Here is an 18,257-nt window from a genome sequence, read left to right as displayed (position 1 = left end):
CCTCCCCCGTACGGAGGACGCGCCCCCTCCCCATGGAGCAGGGGGCGGCCCCCGTGTGCCGCCCCCTGCCGCACCCCACCGGCCCCGGCCCCGCCCGCGTCGTCCACGGCGGCTTCACCGGCCGGGGTGAGGCCCGCTAGGGGACCCAGACCCAGAGGTCGTACTGGCCGCCGCCGGCCGAGCGGCACTGGGCCTCACCGGCGTAGGAGTCGCGCAGCTCGATGCAGGCCGACCTGGAGAAGCGGCCGATCTTCTTCCAGTAGCCCGCCGCGACGCTCGCGGCGGAGCCCGTCGTGTCGCCCGCGGCGGCGTGGGCGGTGGCGGCGGTGGTGCCCAGCAGGGCGGCGGCCGTCAGGGCCGCGCCGGAGAGCAGCAGACGTGTGCGCATGTGCCTGTCCTTTCGTCGTCCGCCCGGTGTCGGCGGATGTCTGCTGCCACCGAATCCGCTGCGCCGTGCCCGCTTCAACAGCCCGGCCCCGTCCCGGACACCCGGACACCGCCGACCTGCGACGCACCCCCCGTCCCGGACACCTCCCGGACGCCCGGACACCGCTGCGGGCCCGCCGGCCGGCGCTGCGGCGGTGCCGTCGGCGGCGGCGGGCCGCCGGCTCTCCGGACGCGGGCGCCGAGCCCCCCACCGGCCGGATTGTCGGAGGGGCGGGTGATGATAGGGGCTGCTTCGACCCAGAGGACGGAAGGACACACCCCTATGAGCTGGTGGCAGCAGCCACTGGTCGGCTTCGACCTGGAGACCACGGGCACCGACCCGGCCGTGGACCGCATCGTCACGGCCGCCCTCGTGGACACCGTCGGGGACCGCCGGCTGAGCGCCACCGGCTGGCTGCTCGATCCGGGGGTCCCGATCCCCGCCGAGGCGGCGGCGATCCACGGGATCGGCGACGACCTGGCCCGGGCCAAGGGGCGGCCGGCCAAGGAGGCGGTGGACGAGATAGCCGCGGCGCTGTGCGGACGGCTCGCCGACGGGCGGCCGGTGGTCGCCTTCAACGCGCCCTTCGACCTCTCGCTGCTCGACGCCGAGCTGCGCCGGCACGGCCTTCCGGTGCTCGCCGAGCGCCTCGGGGGGCCGGTCGCGCCGGTGCTCGACGCGCTGGTCATCGACCGCGCCGTGGACAAGTACCGCAAGGGCTCCCGCACCCTCCAGCGGGTCTGCGAGGTGTACGGCGTCGAGCTGACCGACGCCCACGAGGCCGGCAGCGACGCCCTCGCCGCCGTACGGGTCGCCGTCGCCCTCGCCGAGCGCTACCCCGACCGGGTCGGCGACCTCCCCCCGGCCGAGCTCCACGCCCGTCAGGTCGACTGGCACCGGGCCTGGGCCGAGGACCTCCAGGCCTGGCTGCGCCGGGGCAAGGACCCGGAGGCGGTCATCGACCCCCGCTGGCCCCTGCGCTGAGCCCGGTCCCCAGGAGGCGGGCCTTGGCGGCGGTGAACCCGGCGGTGTCGAGGGCGCCGTCGCGGTGGAGCGCGGCCAGGCGTTCCAGGGCGGCGACCACCTCCGGGCCGGCGGGGTCGTAACGGACCTCGGCGGGACCGCCGCGGCGGGGGGTCTCGCGGGCGGGGAAGGCGTCGGTGACGGCGGCGGTGCGGGGAGTGCCGTCGGTGGTGGTGAACCCGACGGTGACGCGCCGTTCGGGGAGACCGGCGCGGACGGCGCCGGTGGGGACGAGCAGCCAGGGGTGGAGGGAGCCCAGCAGGAGCGGGCTCAGCCGGCGGGGACGTCGAAGCGGTAGCCCTGGGCGGTCAGCCAGGGGAGCAGCTGCCGCAGGGCGGCGACGGTCTGGGCGCGGTCGCCTCCGCCGTCGTGGAGCAGGACCACGCCGCCCGGCTTGAGCTGGGCCTGTACGGCGGAGACGATCGCCGCCGTGCCCGGGCGGGACCAGTCGCGCGGGTCGACCGACCAGCCGAGCGGGCGCAGGCCGTGGTCGGCGGCGATCGCCCGGTTGCCGGGGGTGAACGCGCCGCCCGGGGCGCGGAACCAGCCGACCTCGGTGTCCGGGCCGCCGGCCTGGACGATCATCCGCCGGCCGTCGGCGATCTCGTGGACGGCGCGGTCGTGGGGGAGTGCGGCGAAGGGCTGCGGGTGGTCCACGGTGTGGTCGCAGAGCCGGTGGCCGCCGGCGAGGATCCGCTTCACGGTGGCCGGACTCGCGAGGGCCTGCTTGCCGATCAGGCAGAACGTGGCCTTGGCGCCGTACTGGGCGAGCAGGTCCAGCACCTGGCCGGTGGCCGGGCCGGGGCCGTCGTCGAAGGTGAGCGCGACGGTCCGGCCGCCGGAGGCGGTGGAGTGGACGACCGGGGCGGGGTCACCGCTGCCGGGGGACGTGGCCGGCGGCGGGGCGGGCGTCGGAACGGCCGTCGGAACGGCCGTCGGGGTGAGGGACGGCGTGGGCGCCGGGGTGGCCGGGGCGGAGGTGCCCGGCTCCGGCCGGAGCGCGCCGTTCGCGGTCCCGCAGGCGGCGAGGGCCAGTGCGGCGAGCGCCGCCACGAGGCCCGCCGCCGCCCGGCGCGGGCCGCGCCGGACGGCGGGGGCGGGCGGCTGCGGGACGGCGGGCTCGGACATGGCGGCGGCTCCTGGGGGACAGGGACGGTGCCGATCCTCGGTCAGGGTGCAGGATGACTGTCCGACAAGACGTTTTTCATGCTGCCGCTGGTTCCGCTCCGGCCCCCGGCACCCCCGCCGACCGGCGCTTTCCGGCCACGGGCACCCGGTCAGAACGGGTACCAGCGCACCTCCGTGGCCCCCGTCCGCAGCGAGTCCACCCGCCGCCGGAACTCGGCGAGCGCCGCGGGGTTGCCCGGGGCCTGCTGCGCGACCCAGGACGCGCTCGCCGTCTCCCGCGCCCCGCGCAGCACCGCGAAGCCGGGCCACTCGCGCACGTCCCAGCCGTACGCCTCGGTGAACGCCCGGTACTCCTCGCCCGGCACGCCGTACCGGTCGTGGCTGAGCGCCAGCACCACCAGGTCGTGCTCGCGCAGGTCGTCGGCGACGAACTCCAGGTCGAGCAGGACCGGCCCGTCCGGGCCGATGTGGACGTTGCGCGGCAGCGCGTCGCCGTGGATCACCCCGGCGGGCAGGTGCGGGGCGAGCGCGGCCGCCTCGGCCTCGAAGGCGTCCCGGCGCCGGCGCAGGAAGTCGACGTCGGCCGGGTCGACGTGGCCCTCGGCGGAGGCGAGCCAGCGCTCGACGGGCGCCAGCAGGTCGCGCCGCCCGAGCGTGAACGGCGGGGCGGGCAGCCGGTGCAGGGCGTGCAGCAGCGGGGCGAGGTCGACCGGCCGGGCGGCCCGCTCGGCGGGCGCGAGCCGGTGCCAGAAGGTGACGGGGTGTCCGTGGGCGAGCTGCGGTTCGACGGGGAGCGCGTCGTACGGGCGGACCACCGGGACGCCGTGGCCGGCCAGCCAGTCGGCGACGGCCAGCTCGCGCCGGGCGCGCCCGTGGAGTTCCGGGGCGCGGCCGACCTTGGCGACCACGGCCGGGTCGCCGAGGTCGAAGACGGCGTTCTCGCCGAGGGCGAGCAGCCGGGCGTCGCCCGGGCCGGGCAGGCCGGCCGACTCGCAGGCGCGGGCGAGCAGCAGCCGGGCCCGGGCCTCGTCGAAGGGGAGCATGGGGGTGTCCGTTTCTTGCATGACAGCCGGGTGAGGGTGGGCGATCATTCTGGCAAACGGGTGCCGGGCCCCGCGTCACGCGGGGCCCGGCGGTTGTCCGAGGTCTGCTGGTCCGGGGACCGCTGGGGAAGGTCAGACCTCGATCCGGCGATGCCGGGCCTGGTGGGGCCGCTGCTCCGGCGCGGCCTGCGGAGCGGGGACGGGGGCGTGGGCGGCGCCGGCGCCGAGCGGCGGGACGCTCTCGCCGTGCGAGAGGTCGGGCAGCCAGCCGAGCCAGCGCGGCAGGTACCAGTTGTGCTCGCCGAGCAGCGTCATCACCGCGGGCAGCAGCACCGCACGGATGATCGTCGCGTCGATCAGCACCGCGACCGCGAGGCCGACGCCCATCTGCTTCATGGCCTGCATGGACAGGGTGCCGAAGACCGCGAACACCGCCACCATGATCACCGCGGCGCTGGTGACCACCCCGGCCGTGGAGCGGATGCCGTGGGCGACCGCGGCCCGGGTCGGCAGGCCCCGGTCGCGGCCCTCCTTGATCCGGGAGACCACGAAGACGTGGTAGTCCATCGAGAGGCCGAAGAGGATCACGAAGAGGAACAGCGGGACCCAGGACTCCACCGCGCCGACGCCCTCGGTGCCCAGCAGCGAGGCCCCCACGCCGTGCTGGAAGACCAGCGTCAGCACCCCGTACGCGGCGCCGACCGACAGCAGGTTGAGCACCACGGCGGTGCCGGCGACGGCCAGCGAGCGGAAGGAGGTCAGCATCAGGAGGAAGGCGAAGGCCACCACGAAGCCGAACACCACCGGCATCGAGTCGGTCATCTTGGCGTTGAAGTCGTACGAGCCGGCGGTGCGGCCGGTGACCGGCGCCTCGGTGCCGGGGACGGTGAGCACGGTGGCCGGCACCAGCTGCTCGCGCAGGGTCTTCAGCGCGGCGTTGCTGACCTTGTCGTTGCCGGTGCCGTTGAGCGGGATGTCGACGGTGGCGACGTTCTGCTGCGGGTGGACGGTGACGTCGACCGGTCCGTGCATCTGCCCGCTGGCCAGGGCGCGGGCCTTGAGGTCGGCGATCGCGGCGGTCATCGCCGGGGAGTCGATGTCGGCGGCCTTGATCACCACGGAGGCGGGCGCCGGGCTGCCGGGGAAGGCGGCCTCGATCTTCTGCGAGACGGCGACCAGCTCGTTGCCCTTGGGCAGCTGCTGCTGGAAGGTCAGGTTGGCGGTGTGCATGGTGAGCAGCGGGGCGGCCAGGCCGATCAGCACGGCCCCGGAGAGCACGGTGGCGGCCAGCGGGCGGCGCAGCACGGGGGTCAGCACGGCGTTCCAGAAGCGGCCGCCGGTGGTGGCGGCATCGGGGCGGCGCAGCCGGCCGAGGAACGGCACCCGGCCCTTGCCGACCTTGTCGCCGAGCATCGAGAGCAGGGCGGGCAGCACGGTGAGGGAGCCGAGCACGGCGGTGACGACGACCACGATGGTGGCGTAGGCCATGGACTCGAACTCGGCGATGCCGGTGAGGAACATGCCGGCCATGGCGATCACCACGGTGACGCCGGAGACGAGGACGGCCCGGCCGCTGGTGGCGGCGGCGATCCGCAGGCTGGTCTCCAGGTCGCGCCCGGCGGCCCGCTCCTCGCGCTCGCGGCGCAGGTAGAAGAGGCAGTAGTCGACGCCGACGGCGAGGCCGACCAGCAGCATCACCGAGCTCGCGCTGTTGCTGGTGTGCAGCAGGCCGCTGCTGAGCGCGACGAGTCCGCCGGCCGCGATGAAGGCGGTGAGCGCGAGCACGACCGGCAGCACGGCGGCGACCAGCGCGCCGAAGGCGACCAGCAGGATGCCGAGGGCGAGCGGGACGGCCGTCCACTCGGCGCGGGCGAAGTCGTCGGCGAACTGCTCGTCCATCCACTTGCCGGAGCTGGCGTCGCCGAGCTCGACCACGGTGAGGTCGGGGTGCTGCTTCTGGACGGCGGCGACGGCGTCGACCACGGCGGTGACGTTCTTCACCGCCTCCTCGTGCTCGCCCTTCACGGTGAGCTGGACGAGCGCGGAGCGGCCGTCGGCGGAGACCGCCTTGGTGTCGTAGGGCGAGCGGACGTCGGTGGCCCTGCCGGTGGCGCCGACCCCGCTGATCACCTGCTCGACGGTGGCCCGGAAGGCGGGGGCGTCGGCGGTCAGGGTGCTGCTCTGGACGAGCACGGTCTCGGTGGACGGCGGCTTGAGGCCGGCCCGGTCGAGGATCTCGGCGGCCCGGGAGACCTGGCCGGGCATGGACTCGGCGTCGGTGACCTTGGTGCTGCCGTGCATGCCCCCGAGGACGGCGGCGAGGACGACGAAGAGCAGCCAGCCGAAGACGGCGGTCTTTCTGTGCCTGGCGCTCCACGCGCCCATGGCGGCGGCCATGCCGAGCTTGGTCTTCACGGTTTCCCCCTGGGAGTGCGGCCGGCGCCGGGAGTCGGTGGCGGGCGCGGGCCGGGCCTGCGGCGGTGGTGGACCGCCGGATGTCGGGCGCCGGGGTGCGGCCCGGCGTCCCGATCGACAGTAGGGAAGCCGCAGGTGACGGGGTATCCGGCTGGCGGGGGAGTTCTCCCTGTGGTCTTCCTCGGGGGCGGGGTGGGGTTATCCCTACCCGCCAACCCTGATATCTCCTCCCAGGGGTCGGGGCAGCGGCTCCACCCTGAGGGGGAGTGGAATCCACCCCGAGCACGAGGTCCGAGGGGTCGTGCGGGGGCGAAGATGGGTCAGGGCCGCTTCGCGGCGTCCCTGAGGGGGTCGGCCCGCGGCAACGGGGTCGAGGGGAAAAACTGCTTGCCGGTCGGCAAGTAAGTGGCCGTAGGATGATCCCCTCTGAGTACTTACCTGCCGACCGGCTAGGCCAGTGCCCCCGCACCGGCCGGAGCCGATCCCGATCCGTCGCCCGGCGTCCCGTCCCCCAAGGGCTGCGGTGAACCATGCCCAGGAGGCATCACGAGCATGTTCCACCGACTAGGACAATTCGTCGTCCGTCGCGCCTGGTGGGTGATCGCCGCGTGGATCGTCGCGATGATCGCCATCGCGGCGTCGGCGCCGAAGATCACCGCCCAGACCGACGAGGCCGCGTTCCTCCCGAAGCACTACGAGTCCATCCAGGCCGCGGAGTTGCAGGAACGGGCGTTCCCGGCGAGCTTCACGCCGTCCGCGCTCGCCCTGTTCGAGCGCAACGACGGCGCGCCGATGACGGCCGACGACAAGTCCGCCGCGGCGAAGATCGTCCAGGGGCTCACCGACAAGAAGATCGAGCACGTCGAGCAGATCGTCCCGCTCAGCGACCAGACGACGTCCAAGGACGGCAAGTACGCGCTGGCGCCGATCGCCATCGACAAGACCACCCAGCAGTCCGAGGCCTTCGGCGACACCGCCAAGAAGATCCGTGAGGAGGGCAAGGCGCTCGCCGAGGGCACCGACCTGAAGTTCCGGCTCGGCGGCGCCGCCGCCCAGCAGCTGGACCAGAAGGAGTCCTCCGGCGCCGCCGACGCGATCATCGCGGTCAGCAGCGTCGTCCTGGTCGCGATCATCGTCGGCCTCATCTTCCGCAGCGTGCTGGCCGGCCTCCTGCCGGTGCTGCTCTCGCTGATGGTCGCCATGCCGACGGCGAACGGCCTGATCGCCTACGCCACCAAGGCCTTCGACCTGAAGTCCACACCGATCCTCTCGGCGATCCTGATCGTCGTGGTGCTCGGCGTCGGCACGGACTACTTCCTGTTCCTCGCCTTCCGCTACCGGGAGCGGCTGCGGGCGGGCGACAACCGCCAGGACGCCGTGGTCAACGCCGTCGGCCGGGTCGGCGAGGCCATCGCCTCCGCGGCCGGCGCGGTCACCGTCGCCTTCGCGGTGCTGATCCTCTCCAGCCTCGGCATGTTCAAGGCGCTCGGCCCGGCGCTGGCCATCGCGGTCGTCGTCACCGCCTTCGCCTCGCTCACCCTGGCCCCGGCCGTGCTCGCGGTCATCCCGGCCCGCGGTGTGTTCTGGCCGGGCAAGAAGTGGATGCGCGAGCCGAACAACGCCCGGTTCGCCGCGCTCGGCCGCGTCGTCCAGAAGCGTCCGGCGATCGTGGCCGTCGCCTCCGGCGGCGTGCTGCTGGCCCTGACCGCCGGCGCCCTCAACTACAACGGCACCTTCGACCTCGCGGGCAGCTCCATGCCCAAGGACAAGGAGTCGATGGTCGTCCAGGACAGGCTGGTCAACGGCTTCTCGGCCGGCGCCGCCGACCCGACGCACGTCTACCTGACCACCAAGGGCGGCAAGCTCGACCAGGCCGTGTTCGACGGCTACGCCGCCAAGCTCGGCGCCGTCCCCGGCGTCGCCGAGGCCGAGGCGAAGCCGCAGGTCAGCAAGGATGGCGCGACGGCGGACTTCACCGTCCTGCTGAAGAACGAGCCGTCCAGCAACGACGCGATCGACACCCTGACCAAGCTGCGCGACGTCGCCCACGGCCAGGCGCCGTCGGGCACCGAGGCCAAGGTCGGCGGCATCACCGCGATCTACAAGGACATCAACCTGGCGATGAGCCACGACTACAAGCTGGTGTTCCCGATCGCGGGTCTGCTGATCCTGCTGATCCTGGCCCTCCAGCTGCGCAGCGTGGTCGCCCCCTGGTACCTGATGGCCTCGGTCGGCCTCGGCTTCACCGCCACCCTCGGTTCCTCGACCCTGCTGTTCCAGAACATCAAGGGCGAGCACGGCATGATGTTCATGTTGCCGATCCTCATCTACCTCTTCGTGGTGGCGATCGGCACCGACTACAACATCCTGATCATCGCCCGTCTGCGCGAGGAGGCCCGCGAGGGCCGCAACCCGCGCGAGGCGGCCCGCGAGGCGGTGCGCCACGGCGGCCCGACCGTCGCGGCGGCCGGCTTCATCCTGGCGGTGTCGTTCGCGACCTTCATGCTCGCGGGCAACATCTTCATGCTGGAGTTCGGCTTCGCGATGGCCTTCGGCATCTTCCTGGCGGCCTTCGTGATGGCGATGTTCTTCACCCCGGCGCTCACCGCGCTGGTCGGCAAGGCCGCCTGGTGGCCCGGCCACGGCGGCGACGCCACCGGCGGGGGCCACGGGGACCCGGTGGCCGCACCGGCGAGCCCGTACGGCGCACACGGTCTGCCGGAGTCGGCCGGACGGCGCTGATCCGTTCAATCGTTCCGGTGACACCAGGGCGGCACTGCGGTGCCGCCGAGGACGGCGCCCGCTTCGGCGGGCGCCGTCTGCCCGCTTCCCGGAGCCCGCAAACGTGATCTGTCGGGCAGAAAATCCCCGGTCAATCGGGGTGCGGCCGTGCTACAGTCGAGTCAGTTGCAGTTTTGGTTCCCATGAACGCTTGTGTGCGCCTGCTGGTCCCAACCAACAGGCGCATTTGTTTTGTCCGGTGTTTCAGTCTCCGGATGGGGATCGCGGCTACTTGGGGTCCACGAGGTGTGGGCTCCGATGCCCCAGTTAGAGGAGACGGTTATGGCTACCGGCACCGTGAAGTGGTTCAACAGCGAGAAGGGCTTCGGCTTCATCGAGCAGGAGACCGGCGGCCCCGACGTGTTCGCGCACTACTCGAACATCGTCGCTCAGGGCTTCCGTGAGCTCGTCGAGGGCCAGAAGGTCGAGTTCGACGTCACCCAGGGCCAGAAGGGCCCGCAGGCCGAGAACATCCGCGTCATCTGAGTCCGGCTTCCGAGCTGACTCGCGATCTCGCGTAGCGAGGGCCCGCACCGCACGGTGCGGGCCCTCGCCCATGCCGCCGAACGGCCGGGGCGGCGCACTCCTTTCCTACGGCCGACCAGCCCCTGACCGGGGCTGCCGCGCTACGGACGGAGAAACCCCGTGACCACCCCTGCCCAGCCGCCCCACGACGGCGGCCGCACCCGCAAGCCCCGCAGCCGTACCGGCGCCCCCCGCACCGGAGCCGCGCGCACCGGCGCCCCGCGCACCGGCGCGTCCTCCCGCCCCCCGCGCCGCAACGCCCCGCGGGTCGCCGAGGCCGCCGAGTTCACCGTCGTCCAGGGCACCCCGGCCCGCCCGCCGGCGGCGAGCTTCGCCGAGCTGGAGCTGCCGAAGGCGATCCTGTCCGCGCTGACCCGCGAGGGCGTCACCGAGCCGTTCCCGATCCAGGCCGCCACGCTGCCCGACTCGATCGCCGGGCGCGACGTGCTCGGCCGCGGCCGCACCGGCTCCGGCAAGACCCTCGCCTTCGGTCTGCCGCTGCTCGCCCGGACCGCCGGCAAGCGCGCCGACGCCCGCCACCCGCTGGCGCTCGTGCTGACGCCCACCCGCGAACTGGCCCAGCAGGTCACCGAGGCGCTCACCCCGTACGCCACCGCCGTCAACCTGCGGATCGCCACCGTCGTCGGCGGCATGTCGATCACCCGGCAGGCCAACGCGGTGCGGCGCGGCGCCGAGGTCCTGGTCGCCACCCCCGGCCGGCTGGACGACCTGATCGGCCGCGGCGACGTCCGGCTCTCCGACGTCGCGATCACGGTGCTGGACGAGGCCGACCAGATGGCCGACATGGGCTTCCTGCCGCAGGTCACCAAGCTGCTGGAGCAGGTCGCCGAGGGCGGGCAGCGGATGCTGTTCTCCGCCACCCTGGACCGCAACGTCGACCGGCTGGTCAAGCGCTTCCTGACCGACCCGGTGACCCACTCCGTCGACCCCTCGGCCGGCGCGGTCACCACCATGGACCACCACGTGCTCCAGCTGGAGCCGGCCGACAAGGCGTCCACCACCGCCCACATCGCCTCCCGCGAGGGCCGCGTGATCATGTTCGTGCACACCAAGCACGGCGCCGACCGGCTGGCCAAGCAGCTGCTCGCCAACGGCGTGAAGGCCGCGGCCCTGCACGGCGGCAAGTCCCAGCCGCAGCGCAACCGGGTGCTGGACCAGTTCCGCGACGGCCACGTCACCGCGCTGATCGCCACCAACGTCGCCGCCCGCGGCATCCACGTCGACGGCCTGGACCTGGTCGTCAACGTCGACCCGCCGATCGACCACAAGGACTACCTGCACCGCGGCGGCCGCACCGCCCGGGCCGGCGAGTCCGGCACGGTCGTCACCCTCGTGCTGCCGGACCAGCGGCGCGAGGTCGGCCGGCTGATGACGGTGGCCGGGATCCGCCCGACCACCACCAAGATCCGCCCCGGCGACGTCGAGCTCGCCCGGATCACCGGTGCCCGCACCCCCAGCGGCGTGCCGGTCACCCTGGCCGTGCCCGCTCCGGCGGCGCCCGCCGACGCGGAGGCCGGGAAGACCGCGCCGAAGAGCTCCTCCGGCCCGCGCCGCCGCTCCGGCAAGCGCTCGGGGCTGCCGACCGACGTCGACATGAACGGCAACCCGCGCCGTCCCCGGCCGAAGCAGCGCCTGGGCGGCGCCGGCGGCGGCCAGGGCGGCGGCGCGCCGCGCCAGGCGGCCGGCTTCATCGGCCGCTCGTCCGGCCGGTCCAAGCCCGGCAGCGGCTCCAAGTCCGGCTCCAACTACGGCACCGGCCGCCAGCGCCGCCAGGCCGACTGAGCACCCGGCCCGAGCGGCCCCCGGCATCCGACGGCCCGGCTCCCCCCGCGTGGGGGAGCCGGGCCGTTCCGCGTGCTCCCCGCGCGGGGGAGCCGGGTGCTTTTCCGGACGGATGGTCCGGCGCCCCGGCCTGCCGCCGTCCGTGGACGTCCGTTCGTCCCGGGCCCCGTCCGTGGACGGACCGTTGGCGTGATCGTCCCCCCGCGCTGTTGACCGTGGTCCTCCGTCCCCCCGAGGCTTTCACGCGGCCCGCACAAGTGGCGCACCGTCATCACGGTTCCCCGCCGCGCGGCTCGTCCGGTTCACCGTCCTCGGAAGGACCTTCCCGATGCGTCGTACCGCCGCCCTCCTCTCCGCCGCCGCCCTGCTCGGCGCGGCCGCCTCCCTCGCCGCACCGGCCCCCGGCGCCCAGGCCGCCGCGGGCTGTTCCGCCTACGTCGGAGGCTGGAACGCCTACGGCTCCTGTTCCGGCATCGACCCGCTCCAGACCTGGTACGTCAGCGCCACCTGCCAGTGGTGGAACGCCCAGCACACCGTGCAGTTCAGCCGCGGCACCATGAGCGGCACCGTGGTCGGCGACGGCACCGCGGTCGCGCCCTGCGGCGTCAACGAGACCGTGTCCTTCCCGTACGTCGTCCTCGGCCCCAAGCTCCCGCCGCAGCCCGCCGGTCCGGTCGGCCGGATCACCGGCTACGCGGACAAGTGCGTCGACGTGAAGGGCGCGAGCAGCTCCGACGGCACCCCCGTCCAGATCTACGACTGCAACGGCACCAACGCCCAGCAGTGGAAGATCGCGGTGGACGGCACCGTCCGGGCCTTCAACAAGTGCCTGGACGTCACCGGCGCCGGCACCGCCAACGGCACCAAGGTCCAGCTCTACACCTGCAACGGCACCGGCGCCCAGCAGTGGCAGGTCCGAGCCGACGGCTCGATCCTCAACCCGTCGTCCGGCCGCTGCCTGGACGACCTCGGCTTCTCCACCGCCAACGGCAACCAGCTGGGCATCTGGGACTGCAACGGCGCCGCCAACCAGGTCTGGCACGTCCCGGCCTGAGCCGCGGGCGTGCGTCGGGCCCTCTTTCGGATCACGTCGGACGAGCGGGCGTCGTTGACGGGCCCCTCCTTGCCCGTGGGCGGGCAAGGAGGGAGCGTCCATCGGCGGTGCGGAGGAGGGAGCCCATGCGGTGGGGGCGCCTCCCGGCCGGAGGCCGGGGGAGTGCGTGCTCCGGCGGCGACCGCCTGGCGTGATCCGGAAGAGAGGACCTAGCCCAGGGCGCCGTGGGCGAGGGCGGCGAGGCCGGCCGCGATCCGGGCGGGGGTGACGCCGGCGTCGCGCTGGTGGCGGAAGAGCTCGGGGGCGAGCGGGGCGAGCAGCTGGTCGGCCAGGACCTCGGGGTCCGGCCGGCCGGCCTCGCGCGCCAGGTGGGCGACGTGCAGCCGCCAGAAGGCGTAGGCGCCGGTGCGGTAGCGGGCCGCGCCGGTCTCGGCGCCGAGCACCAGATGGACGTGGGTCTCCAGCAGCTCCACCATCGCCGCGTAGAAGGCGGCCAGCCGGTCGGCCGGGGCGACCGTTCCGGCCGGGCCGCCCGGGCCGAGGGGCGGGGCGCCGCGCAGCATCCGCTCCTGGAGGGCGCGCTCGTGCTCGTCGAGCAGGGCGCGGGCGATCGAGGCGCGGTCGGGGTAGCGGCGGTAGAGGGTGCCGCGGCCGATGCCGGCGGCCCGGGCGATGTCGTCCATGGTGACGGCGGCCGGGTCGCCCGCGGCGAAGAGCCGTTCGGCGGCGGCGAGCACCTTGGCCCGGTTGCGGGCGGCGTCGGCCCGTTCGCGGGGCGGCCGGCCGTCGGCCATCGGGAGCTCGGTCGTCATGGGCAGCAACGGTAGAGGGAACGGGGCCCGAAGGGAAGTGGACACGCCGTCCATTTCCCTCTAGCGTGGGGAGGGCCGGAAAGCGGACGCACTGTCCGCTTGCCCGGCCGTTCCGTCCCGCCCAGACCGCCCCCGGGGGTTCACCGTGTCCCACCTCTTGCACCTCGACAGCAGCGCACGCGCCGGCTCCTTCTCCCGCCGCCTCGGCGCGGCCTTCGCCGACGCCTGGCGCGGCGGCGGTGGCGAGGTCACCCACCGCGACCTCGCCGCCGACCCGGTCCCGCCGATCCGCGAGGGCTGGACCCGGATCTGCGACACCCTGCTGCGCGAGGGCATCACCGACATCGACCGCTACTCCGAGGCGGTCCGCACCGAGCAGGAGCGCGAGGCGTGGGCGGTCGTCCGGCCGCTGCTCGACGAACTCGTCGCGGCGGACGTCGTGCTGATCGGCGCGCCGATGTACAACTTCGGGGTCCCGTCCGCGCTCAAGGCCTGGATCGACCAGGTCACCTTCCCGAAGATGGTGCTCGCGCCGCGGAAGTTCGTGGTCGTGACCGCACACGGCGGCGCCTACGGGCCGGGCACCCCGCGCGAGCCCTACGACCACAACGGCCGCTACCTGAGCGACTTCGTCCGCGGCCACTACGCGGTCGAGGGCACCGAGCTGATCGCCGCCGAGCTCGTCAACTCCCTGGTGGACCCGGCCCTGGCCGGCCGCCTCGACCAGCACCGGGAGTCCGTCGCCGACGCCCTCGACCGGGCCGGCGCACTGGGCGCCGAGCTGGTCGGCCACCGCATCCCGAGGGAGGGCTGAGCGCCGTGCCGTGGATCTGGCTGCTGCTGGCCGGGGCGGTGGAGGTGGCCTGGGCCCAGTCCATCAAGCCGACCGAGGGCTTCACCCGCCTCCCGCAGACCGCCGTCTGCTTCGTGCTCATGCTGGGCGCGGTCTACCTCCTCTCCCGCGCCCTCCAGGACCTCCCGGTCGGCACCTCCTACGCCGTCTTCACCGGCATCGGCACCATCGGCACGGTCCTGACCTCCCTCGCCGTCCGCCACGAGGTGCCGTCCCCCACCGCCCTCACCGGCCTCGCCCTGATCACCGCCGGTCTCATCACCGTCCACCTGGGCACCTCCGCCCACTGACCCCGTCGGGCCGGCCCCGCTCTGATGGTGGTGCAGGACGGTGGCTTGTCCATCACCAACATCGGGCGTCGGAGGTGCGGAACGTCCGTCCCGCAGATCGCCATCGACGAAGAGGCGCTGGCACGCGCCATGGCGCCGGCCGGAGTGCGGACCGAGAAGGAGGCCGTCAACCTCGCTCTGCTCGGCGAGGTCCGGGGCGTGACGGGCTCAGGCGGTCAGGGCCGGGGGCCGTTGCGTCCGGGTGCGGGCCTCGTCGTAGCGGGTGAGGAGGAGGCGGGCGAGGTCCGGGGCCGGGGCGAGGGGGGCGGCCAGGTGGTCGGCGGCGGCCGCGGTGGCGGCGTCGGCGATGCGGTCGGGGAGCAGGCCGGGAGCGAGCAGGTAGGGGGAGACGGCGACCCGGCGGACGGCGGGGGTGCGGCGCAGGACGGCGACGGCGTCGGGCACGCGGGGGCCGGCGGCGGAGGCGTAGGCGACCTCGACGGCGGCCCAGCCGCGGGTGCGGCGCCACGCGGCGGCGACCGCCCGGGTGGCGGCGTCGGCGGCCGGGTCGGAGGAGCCGGCGGCGGCGAGCACGACGCCGGTGCGGGCGCGCGCGGCGGGGGAGGCGAGCGCGGGCGCGGCCTCGGTGAGCCGGTGGTCCAGCGCGGACAGCAGCAGCGGGGAGGGGCCCAGGACGTCGGCGACGGGCAGGTCGGAGCCGGCCGCGCGCAGGGCGGCGGGGATGTCGTGCTTGGCGTGGAACGCCCGGTTGAGCAGGAGCGGGACGGCCACCGCGGCCGGGCCGAGCCGGTCCAGCACCTGCGGGATGCGCGGGGCGCAGTGGTCGAGGTAGGCGGTGGCGACCTCCAGGCCGGGCCGCAGCGCCCGCACCTGGCCGACCAGCGCGGCGACGGCGGCGGCGTGCCGGGGGTCGCGGCTGCCGTGGGCGATCAGCAGCAGGGCGGGGCTGCCCGCCGCCACCGGGGTGGCGGGGGCGGCGGACAGCCGGTGACCGGTCATGCGGAGAGCCTCACTTGCCGCCGGCCAGCAGGCCGCGGTTGCGCAGGACCCGGCGCTCGACCGGGGTGAAGACCAGCAGTTCGATGGCGATGCCGACGAACAGGATGAGGATGATGCCGAGCAGCACGCCCGCCATGTCGGAGAACTCGCGCTGGTTCTCCAGGAACCGGCCGAGGCCGAGGCCGAGGTCGGGGGAGGAGGCGACGAGTTCGGCGGCCATCAGCGAGCGCCAGGAGAAGGCCCAGCCCTGCTTGAGCCCGGCCAGGTAGCCGGGCAGGGCGGCGGGCAGCAGGATGTGCCGGGCACCGGTCAGGCCGGTGGCGCCGATGGTGCGCCCGGCCCGCAGGAACAGCGGCGGGACCTGGTCGATGCCCGCGACCAGGCCGTTGGCGATGGACGGGACGGCGCCGAGCAGGATGACCGCGTACATCATCGAGTCGTTGATGCCGAGCCAGATCACGGCGGCCGGCACCCAGGCGACCGAGGGCAGCGACTGGAGGCCGGAGAGCACCGGGCCGAGCGCGGCCCGTACCGGCTTGACCCGGGCGACGAGCAGGCCGATCGGGGTGCCGATGACGAGCGCGACCAGGAAGCCGGACAGGCCGCGCCAGACGCTGGTCCAGACGATCGAGAACAGCTTGCCCTCGTACCAGAGGTCCTCGGCGGCGTTCCAGACGTCCAGCGGGCTGGGGAGCTTGTACGCGGTGGTGACGTGGAGGCTGTAGGCGCCCTGCCAGAGGGCGAGCACCAGGACGACGCCGAGCAGCGGCGGCAGCACCTTCTGCCGCAGCGTCTCGGCGGTGGAGTTGCGCTGGGTGACGACCGCGTCCAGCGCGTCCAGCCCCGACCCGACGCCCACGGAGTCGGCGACGGTGCCCGCGTGGACCGGCCCGGTCTTGGTGGTGGTGTCAGTGCTGGCCATGACGGCGGATCTCCCCACGCAGTTCTTCGGTGATCTCGATGGACAGGTCGGCCACGCCGGAGGACTCGATCCGGCGCGGCTGGGGGAGGTCGATGCGCCACTCGCGGTTGACCCGGCCGGGGCGGGAGGAGAGCAGCACCACGCGCTGGGCGAGCCGGACGGCCTCCCGCACGTTGTGGGTGACGAACAGGACCGACAGCTGCCGCTCGGCCCAGATCCGGGTGATCTCGTCATGCAGGACGTCACGGGTGATGGCGTCGAGGGCGGCGAACGGCTCGTCCATCAGCAGCACCTGGCTGCCCTGGGCGAGCGCGCGGGCCATCGCGACGCGCTGGCGCATGCCGCCGGACAGCTCGTGCACCCGCTTGTCGTAGGAGCCCTGGAGCCGGACGAGTTCGAGCAGCCGCTCGGCCTCGGGGCGGCGCTCGGGGCGGGGGACGCCGGCGAGCTTCAGGGCGAGTTCGATGTTCTTGCCGGCGGTGAGCCAGGGGAAGAGCGCGTGTTCCTGGAACATCAGCGCGGGGCGTCCTCCGGGCACCTCGATGCTGCCCGCGGTGGGCTTGTCGAGGCCGGCGACCAGGTTGAGCAGGGTGGACTTGCCGCAGCCCGAGGCGCCGAGGAGCGTGACGAACTCGCCCGGGGCGACATCGAGGGTGATGTCGTCCAGGACGTGCGTCTGCGCGCCGGGGCGGCCGAAGGACTTGTGCACGTGCGAGATCCGGACGGCGGGGGAGCCGTCGCGAGTGCCGACGCCGGGGGCGTCGTCCGAGGTGGTCAGTGCCGGGGTCATTCCGGGCACCTCCTGCGTGGTGTGGTCTGGCATCTGGTGTCAGGGAGAGGGCCGGGGTCCGGGCCCCCGCCCCGCCCGGGCTCGGGGCATCGAGCGGGCATCGTTCCGGGCGGAGCGGGGGCCGGACCGCGGGGTTCCGGGCGCGGTGGTGCGGTCCTGCGGGCGCTACTTGGCGCCGAGTCCGGCGTCCGCGACGGGGCTCTGCCCCTTCTCCTTCAGCACCTTGTTGAGCAGGGTGAGGTCGTAGATGCCGTTCAGGTTCGGCTTCTTGAGCAGGCCGGCGGTGACGGCGTTGTCGGCCTCGGTCTGCAGCGTGGAGGCCAGCGGGTCGTCCAGGAAGTCGATGTCGGCCCAGGCCGGGTCGAGGATGGCCGGCTCCAGGGCGTTGCCGGCCTCCTTCTTGATCGCCTCGTTGGCGGTGGCCTTGGCCTTGTCCGGGTTGGCCTTGATGAAGGCGTTGGTGTTCACCGAGCCGCGCAGCACGGCCTCGACCACGTCGGGGTGCTCGGCCAGGAACTTCTGCGAGACGATGATGTTGGTGATCACGAACTTCTTGTCCGGCCAGATGTCCTTCTCGTTGAGGAGGACCTTCGCCCCGAGGGAGACCAGCTTGGAGGCGGTCGGCTCGGGCACCCAGGCGGCGTCGATCGAGCCCTGCTTGTAGGCGTCCGGGGTGACCTTGTTGTCGGTGCGCACCACGCTGACGTCGCCGGCGCCGGACTGGGCGTCGACCTTGTAGCCCTTGCCGGCCAGGTAGTTGAGCAGCGCCACGTCCTGGGTGTTGCCCAGCTGCGGGGTGGCGATCTTCTTGCCCTTGAGGTCGTCCAGCGAGCCGACCTTCTCCGGGTTGGCCACCAGCTTGACGCCGCCGGAGGCCGAACCGCCGACGATCTTCAGCGACTTGCCCTCGGACTTGGTGAAGCCGTTGATCGCCGGGGAGGGGCCGATCCAGCCGATGTCGATGGAGCCGGCGTTGAGCGCCTCGATCTCGGCCGGGCCGGCGTTGAAGACCTGGCTCTTGATCTGGGTCGCGCCCAGCTCCTTCTGGAATATGCCTTCCTGGAGGCCGACCAGCGGGGTGCCGTGGGTCAGGTTGGCGAAGTAGCCGATCTTCACCGTGTCGGCGGAGAGCTTGGCGCCGGACGCGCCGGCCGAGGCGGCGGCGGAACCGCCGGCGGGGGCCGCGCTGCCGGTCTTCTTGTCGTCGTTCTTGGAGCCGTAGCCGCAGGCGGAGAGCAGGGCGACGGCGGTGAGGCCGGCCACGGCGGCCGTGGCGGAGCGTCTGATCCGGCCGGCGGCGGGGCGCACGGAGGTATGCGAAAGTGCCTGGTTCGGTGCCATGGGTGAGTCCTGTTCGCGGACGGACCGTCAGGAAGGCGGTCCCGGGCGGAC

General features: G+C 73.9%; 16 protein-coding genes and 1 pseudogene. 8 read left to right on the top strand and 9 right to left on the bottom strand.

Going from position 1 to position 18,257, the window contains the following annotated elements; translation table 11 throughout:
• Positions 1-136 precede the first annotated feature (136 nt).
• Complete coding sequence (locus tag ACF1AK_RS00580) at positions 137-388, bottom strand: hypothetical protein (RefSeq protein WP_391496588.1); 252 nt, start codon at positions 386-388, stop codon at positions 137-139.
• Between the two features lie 321 nt (positions 389-709).
• On the opposite strand from ACF1AK_RS00580, the gene ACF1AK_RS00575 reads away from it, so the two are divergent.
• The gene (locus ACF1AK_RS00575) at positions 710-1,411 is read left to right on the top strand and encodes an exonuclease domain-containing protein (RefSeq protein WP_391496587.1); all 702 of its coding nucleotides are present in this window, start codon (positions 710-712) and stop codon (positions 1,409-1,411) included.
• Positions 1,412-1,720: 309 nt separating this feature from the next.
• Here ACF1AK_RS00575 and ACF1AK_RS00570 read toward each other — a convergent pair whose 3' ends face one another.
• From ACF1AK_RS00570 to ACF1AK_RS00560, 3 genes are all read right to left on the bottom strand, one after another.
• Complete coding sequence (locus ACF1AK_RS00570) at positions 1,721-2,578, bottom strand: polysaccharide deacetylase family protein (RefSeq protein WP_391496586.1); 858 nt, start codon at positions 2,576-2,578, stop codon at positions 1,721-1,723.
• A 149-nt stretch (positions 2,579-2,727) separates the two neighbouring features.
• Complete coding sequence (locus tag ACF1AK_RS00565; protein WP_391496585.1) at positions 2,728-3,621, bottom strand: phosphotransferase; 894 nt, start codon at positions 3,619-3,621, stop codon at positions 2,728-2,730.
• A gap of 132 nt (positions 3,622-3,753) precedes the next feature.
• The gene (locus tag ACF1AK_RS00560) at positions 3,754-6,018 is read right to left on the bottom strand and encodes an MMPL family transporter (protein WP_391497322.1); all 2,265 of its coding nucleotides are present in this window, start codon (positions 6,016-6,018) and stop codon (positions 3,754-3,756) included.
• A gap of 570 nt (positions 6,019-6,588) precedes the next feature.
• Between ACF1AK_RS00560 and ACF1AK_RS00555 the strand changes: the two genes are divergently transcribed.
• The 4 genes from ACF1AK_RS00555 (at position 6,589) to ACF1AK_RS00540 (ending at position 12,199) form a co-directional block, all read left to right on the top strand.
• Entirely contained in the window at positions 6,589-8,778 is a 2,190-nt protein-coding gene (locus tag ACF1AK_RS00555; RefSeq protein WP_391496584.1) for an MMPL family transporter, read from the top strand.
• A 321-nt stretch (positions 8,779-9,099) separates the two neighbouring features.
• A complete protein-coding gene (locus ACF1AK_RS00550; protein ID WP_327676217.1) occupies positions 9,100-9,303 on the top strand; it encodes a cold-shock protein in 204 nt (67 codons plus the stop codon).
• 159 nt (positions 9,304-9,462) lie between these two features.
• A complete protein-coding gene (locus ACF1AK_RS00545; RefSeq protein WP_391496583.1) occupies positions 9,463-11,145 on the top strand; it encodes a DEAD/DEAH box helicase in 1,683 nt (560 codons plus the stop codon).
• A gap of 328 nt (positions 11,146-11,473) precedes the next feature.
• Positions 11,474-12,199 carry a ricin-type beta-trefoil lectin domain protein gene (locus ACF1AK_RS00540; protein WP_391496582.1) on the top strand — a complete coding sequence of 242 codons (726 nt, stop codon included), beginning with the start codon at positions 11,474-11,476 and terminating at the stop codon, positions 12,197-12,199.
• A 209-nt stretch (positions 12,200-12,408) separates the two neighbouring features.
• Here the strand turns inward: ACF1AK_RS00540 and ACF1AK_RS00535 are convergent, their stop codons facing one another.
• Positions 12,409-13,011: a TetR/AcrR family transcriptional regulator gene (locus tag ACF1AK_RS00535; RefSeq protein WP_391496581.1), complete on the bottom strand. Its 603-nt coding sequence runs from the start codon at positions 13,009-13,011 to the stop codon at positions 12,409-12,411.
• A gap of 145 nt (positions 13,012-13,156) precedes the next feature.
• Between ACF1AK_RS00535 and ACF1AK_RS00530 the strand changes: the two genes are divergently transcribed.
• The 3 genes and pseudogenes from ACF1AK_RS00530 to ACF1AK_RS00520 all read left to right on the top strand — a co-directional run.
• Complete coding sequence (locus ACF1AK_RS00530; RefSeq protein ID WP_391496580.1) at positions 13,157-13,825, top strand: FMN-dependent NADH-azoreductase; 669 nt, start codon at positions 13,157-13,159, stop codon at positions 13,823-13,825.
• Between the two features lie 5 nt (positions 13,826-13,830).
• Positions 13,831-14,154, top strand: coding sequence for a DMT family transporter (locus ACF1AK_RS00525; RefSeq protein ID WP_391496579.1), 324 nt, complete (start codon positions 13,831-13,833; stop codon positions 14,152-14,154).
• A gap of 24 nt (positions 14,155-14,178) precedes the next feature.
• Positions 14,179-14,322 (top strand): annotated as a pseudogene (locus ACF1AK_RS00520) (type II toxin-antitoxin system VapB family antitoxin); the annotation flags it as partial.
• 39 nt (positions 14,323-14,361) lie between these two features.
• On the opposite strand, the gene ACF1AK_RS00515 reads toward ACF1AK_RS00520, so the two are convergent.
• The 4 genes from ACF1AK_RS00515 to ACF1AK_RS00500 form a co-directional block, all read right to left on the bottom strand.
• Entirely contained in the window at positions 14,362-15,153 is a 792-nt protein-coding gene (locus ACF1AK_RS00515) for a sirohydrochlorin chelatase (protein WP_391496578.1), read from the bottom strand.
• Positions 15,154-15,163: 10 nt separating this feature from the next.
• A complete protein-coding gene (locus tag ACF1AK_RS00510) occupies positions 15,164-16,075 on the bottom strand; it encodes an ABC transporter permease (RefSeq protein WP_391496577.1) in 912 nt (303 codons plus the stop codon).
• Positions 16,062-16,865, bottom strand: a complete 804-nt coding sequence (locus ACF1AK_RS00505; protein ID WP_387672277.1) for an ABC transporter ATP-binding protein — start codon at positions 16,863-16,865, stop codon at positions 16,062-16,064. The genes ACF1AK_RS00510 and ACF1AK_RS00505 overlap by 14 nt, the downstream gene beginning before the upstream one ends.
• Before the next feature lie 165 nt (positions 16,866-17,030).
• Positions 17,031-18,206 carry an aliphatic sulfonate ABC transporter substrate-binding protein gene (locus tag ACF1AK_RS00500; RefSeq protein WP_391496576.1) on the bottom strand — a complete coding sequence of 392 codons (1,176 nt, stop codon included), beginning with the start codon at positions 18,204-18,206 and terminating at the stop codon, positions 17,031-17,033.
• Positions 18,207-18,257 lie beyond the last annotated feature (51 nt).

The organism is Kitasatospora sp. NPDC015120 (assembly GCF_043080305.1).
Taxonomy (GTDB): Bacteria; Actinomycetota; Actinomycetes; order Streptomycetales; family Streptomycetaceae; genus Kitasatospora.
The sequence above is the reverse complement of the archived record's forward strand: the minus strand, read 5'-3'. Positions and strand labels throughout refer to the sequence as shown.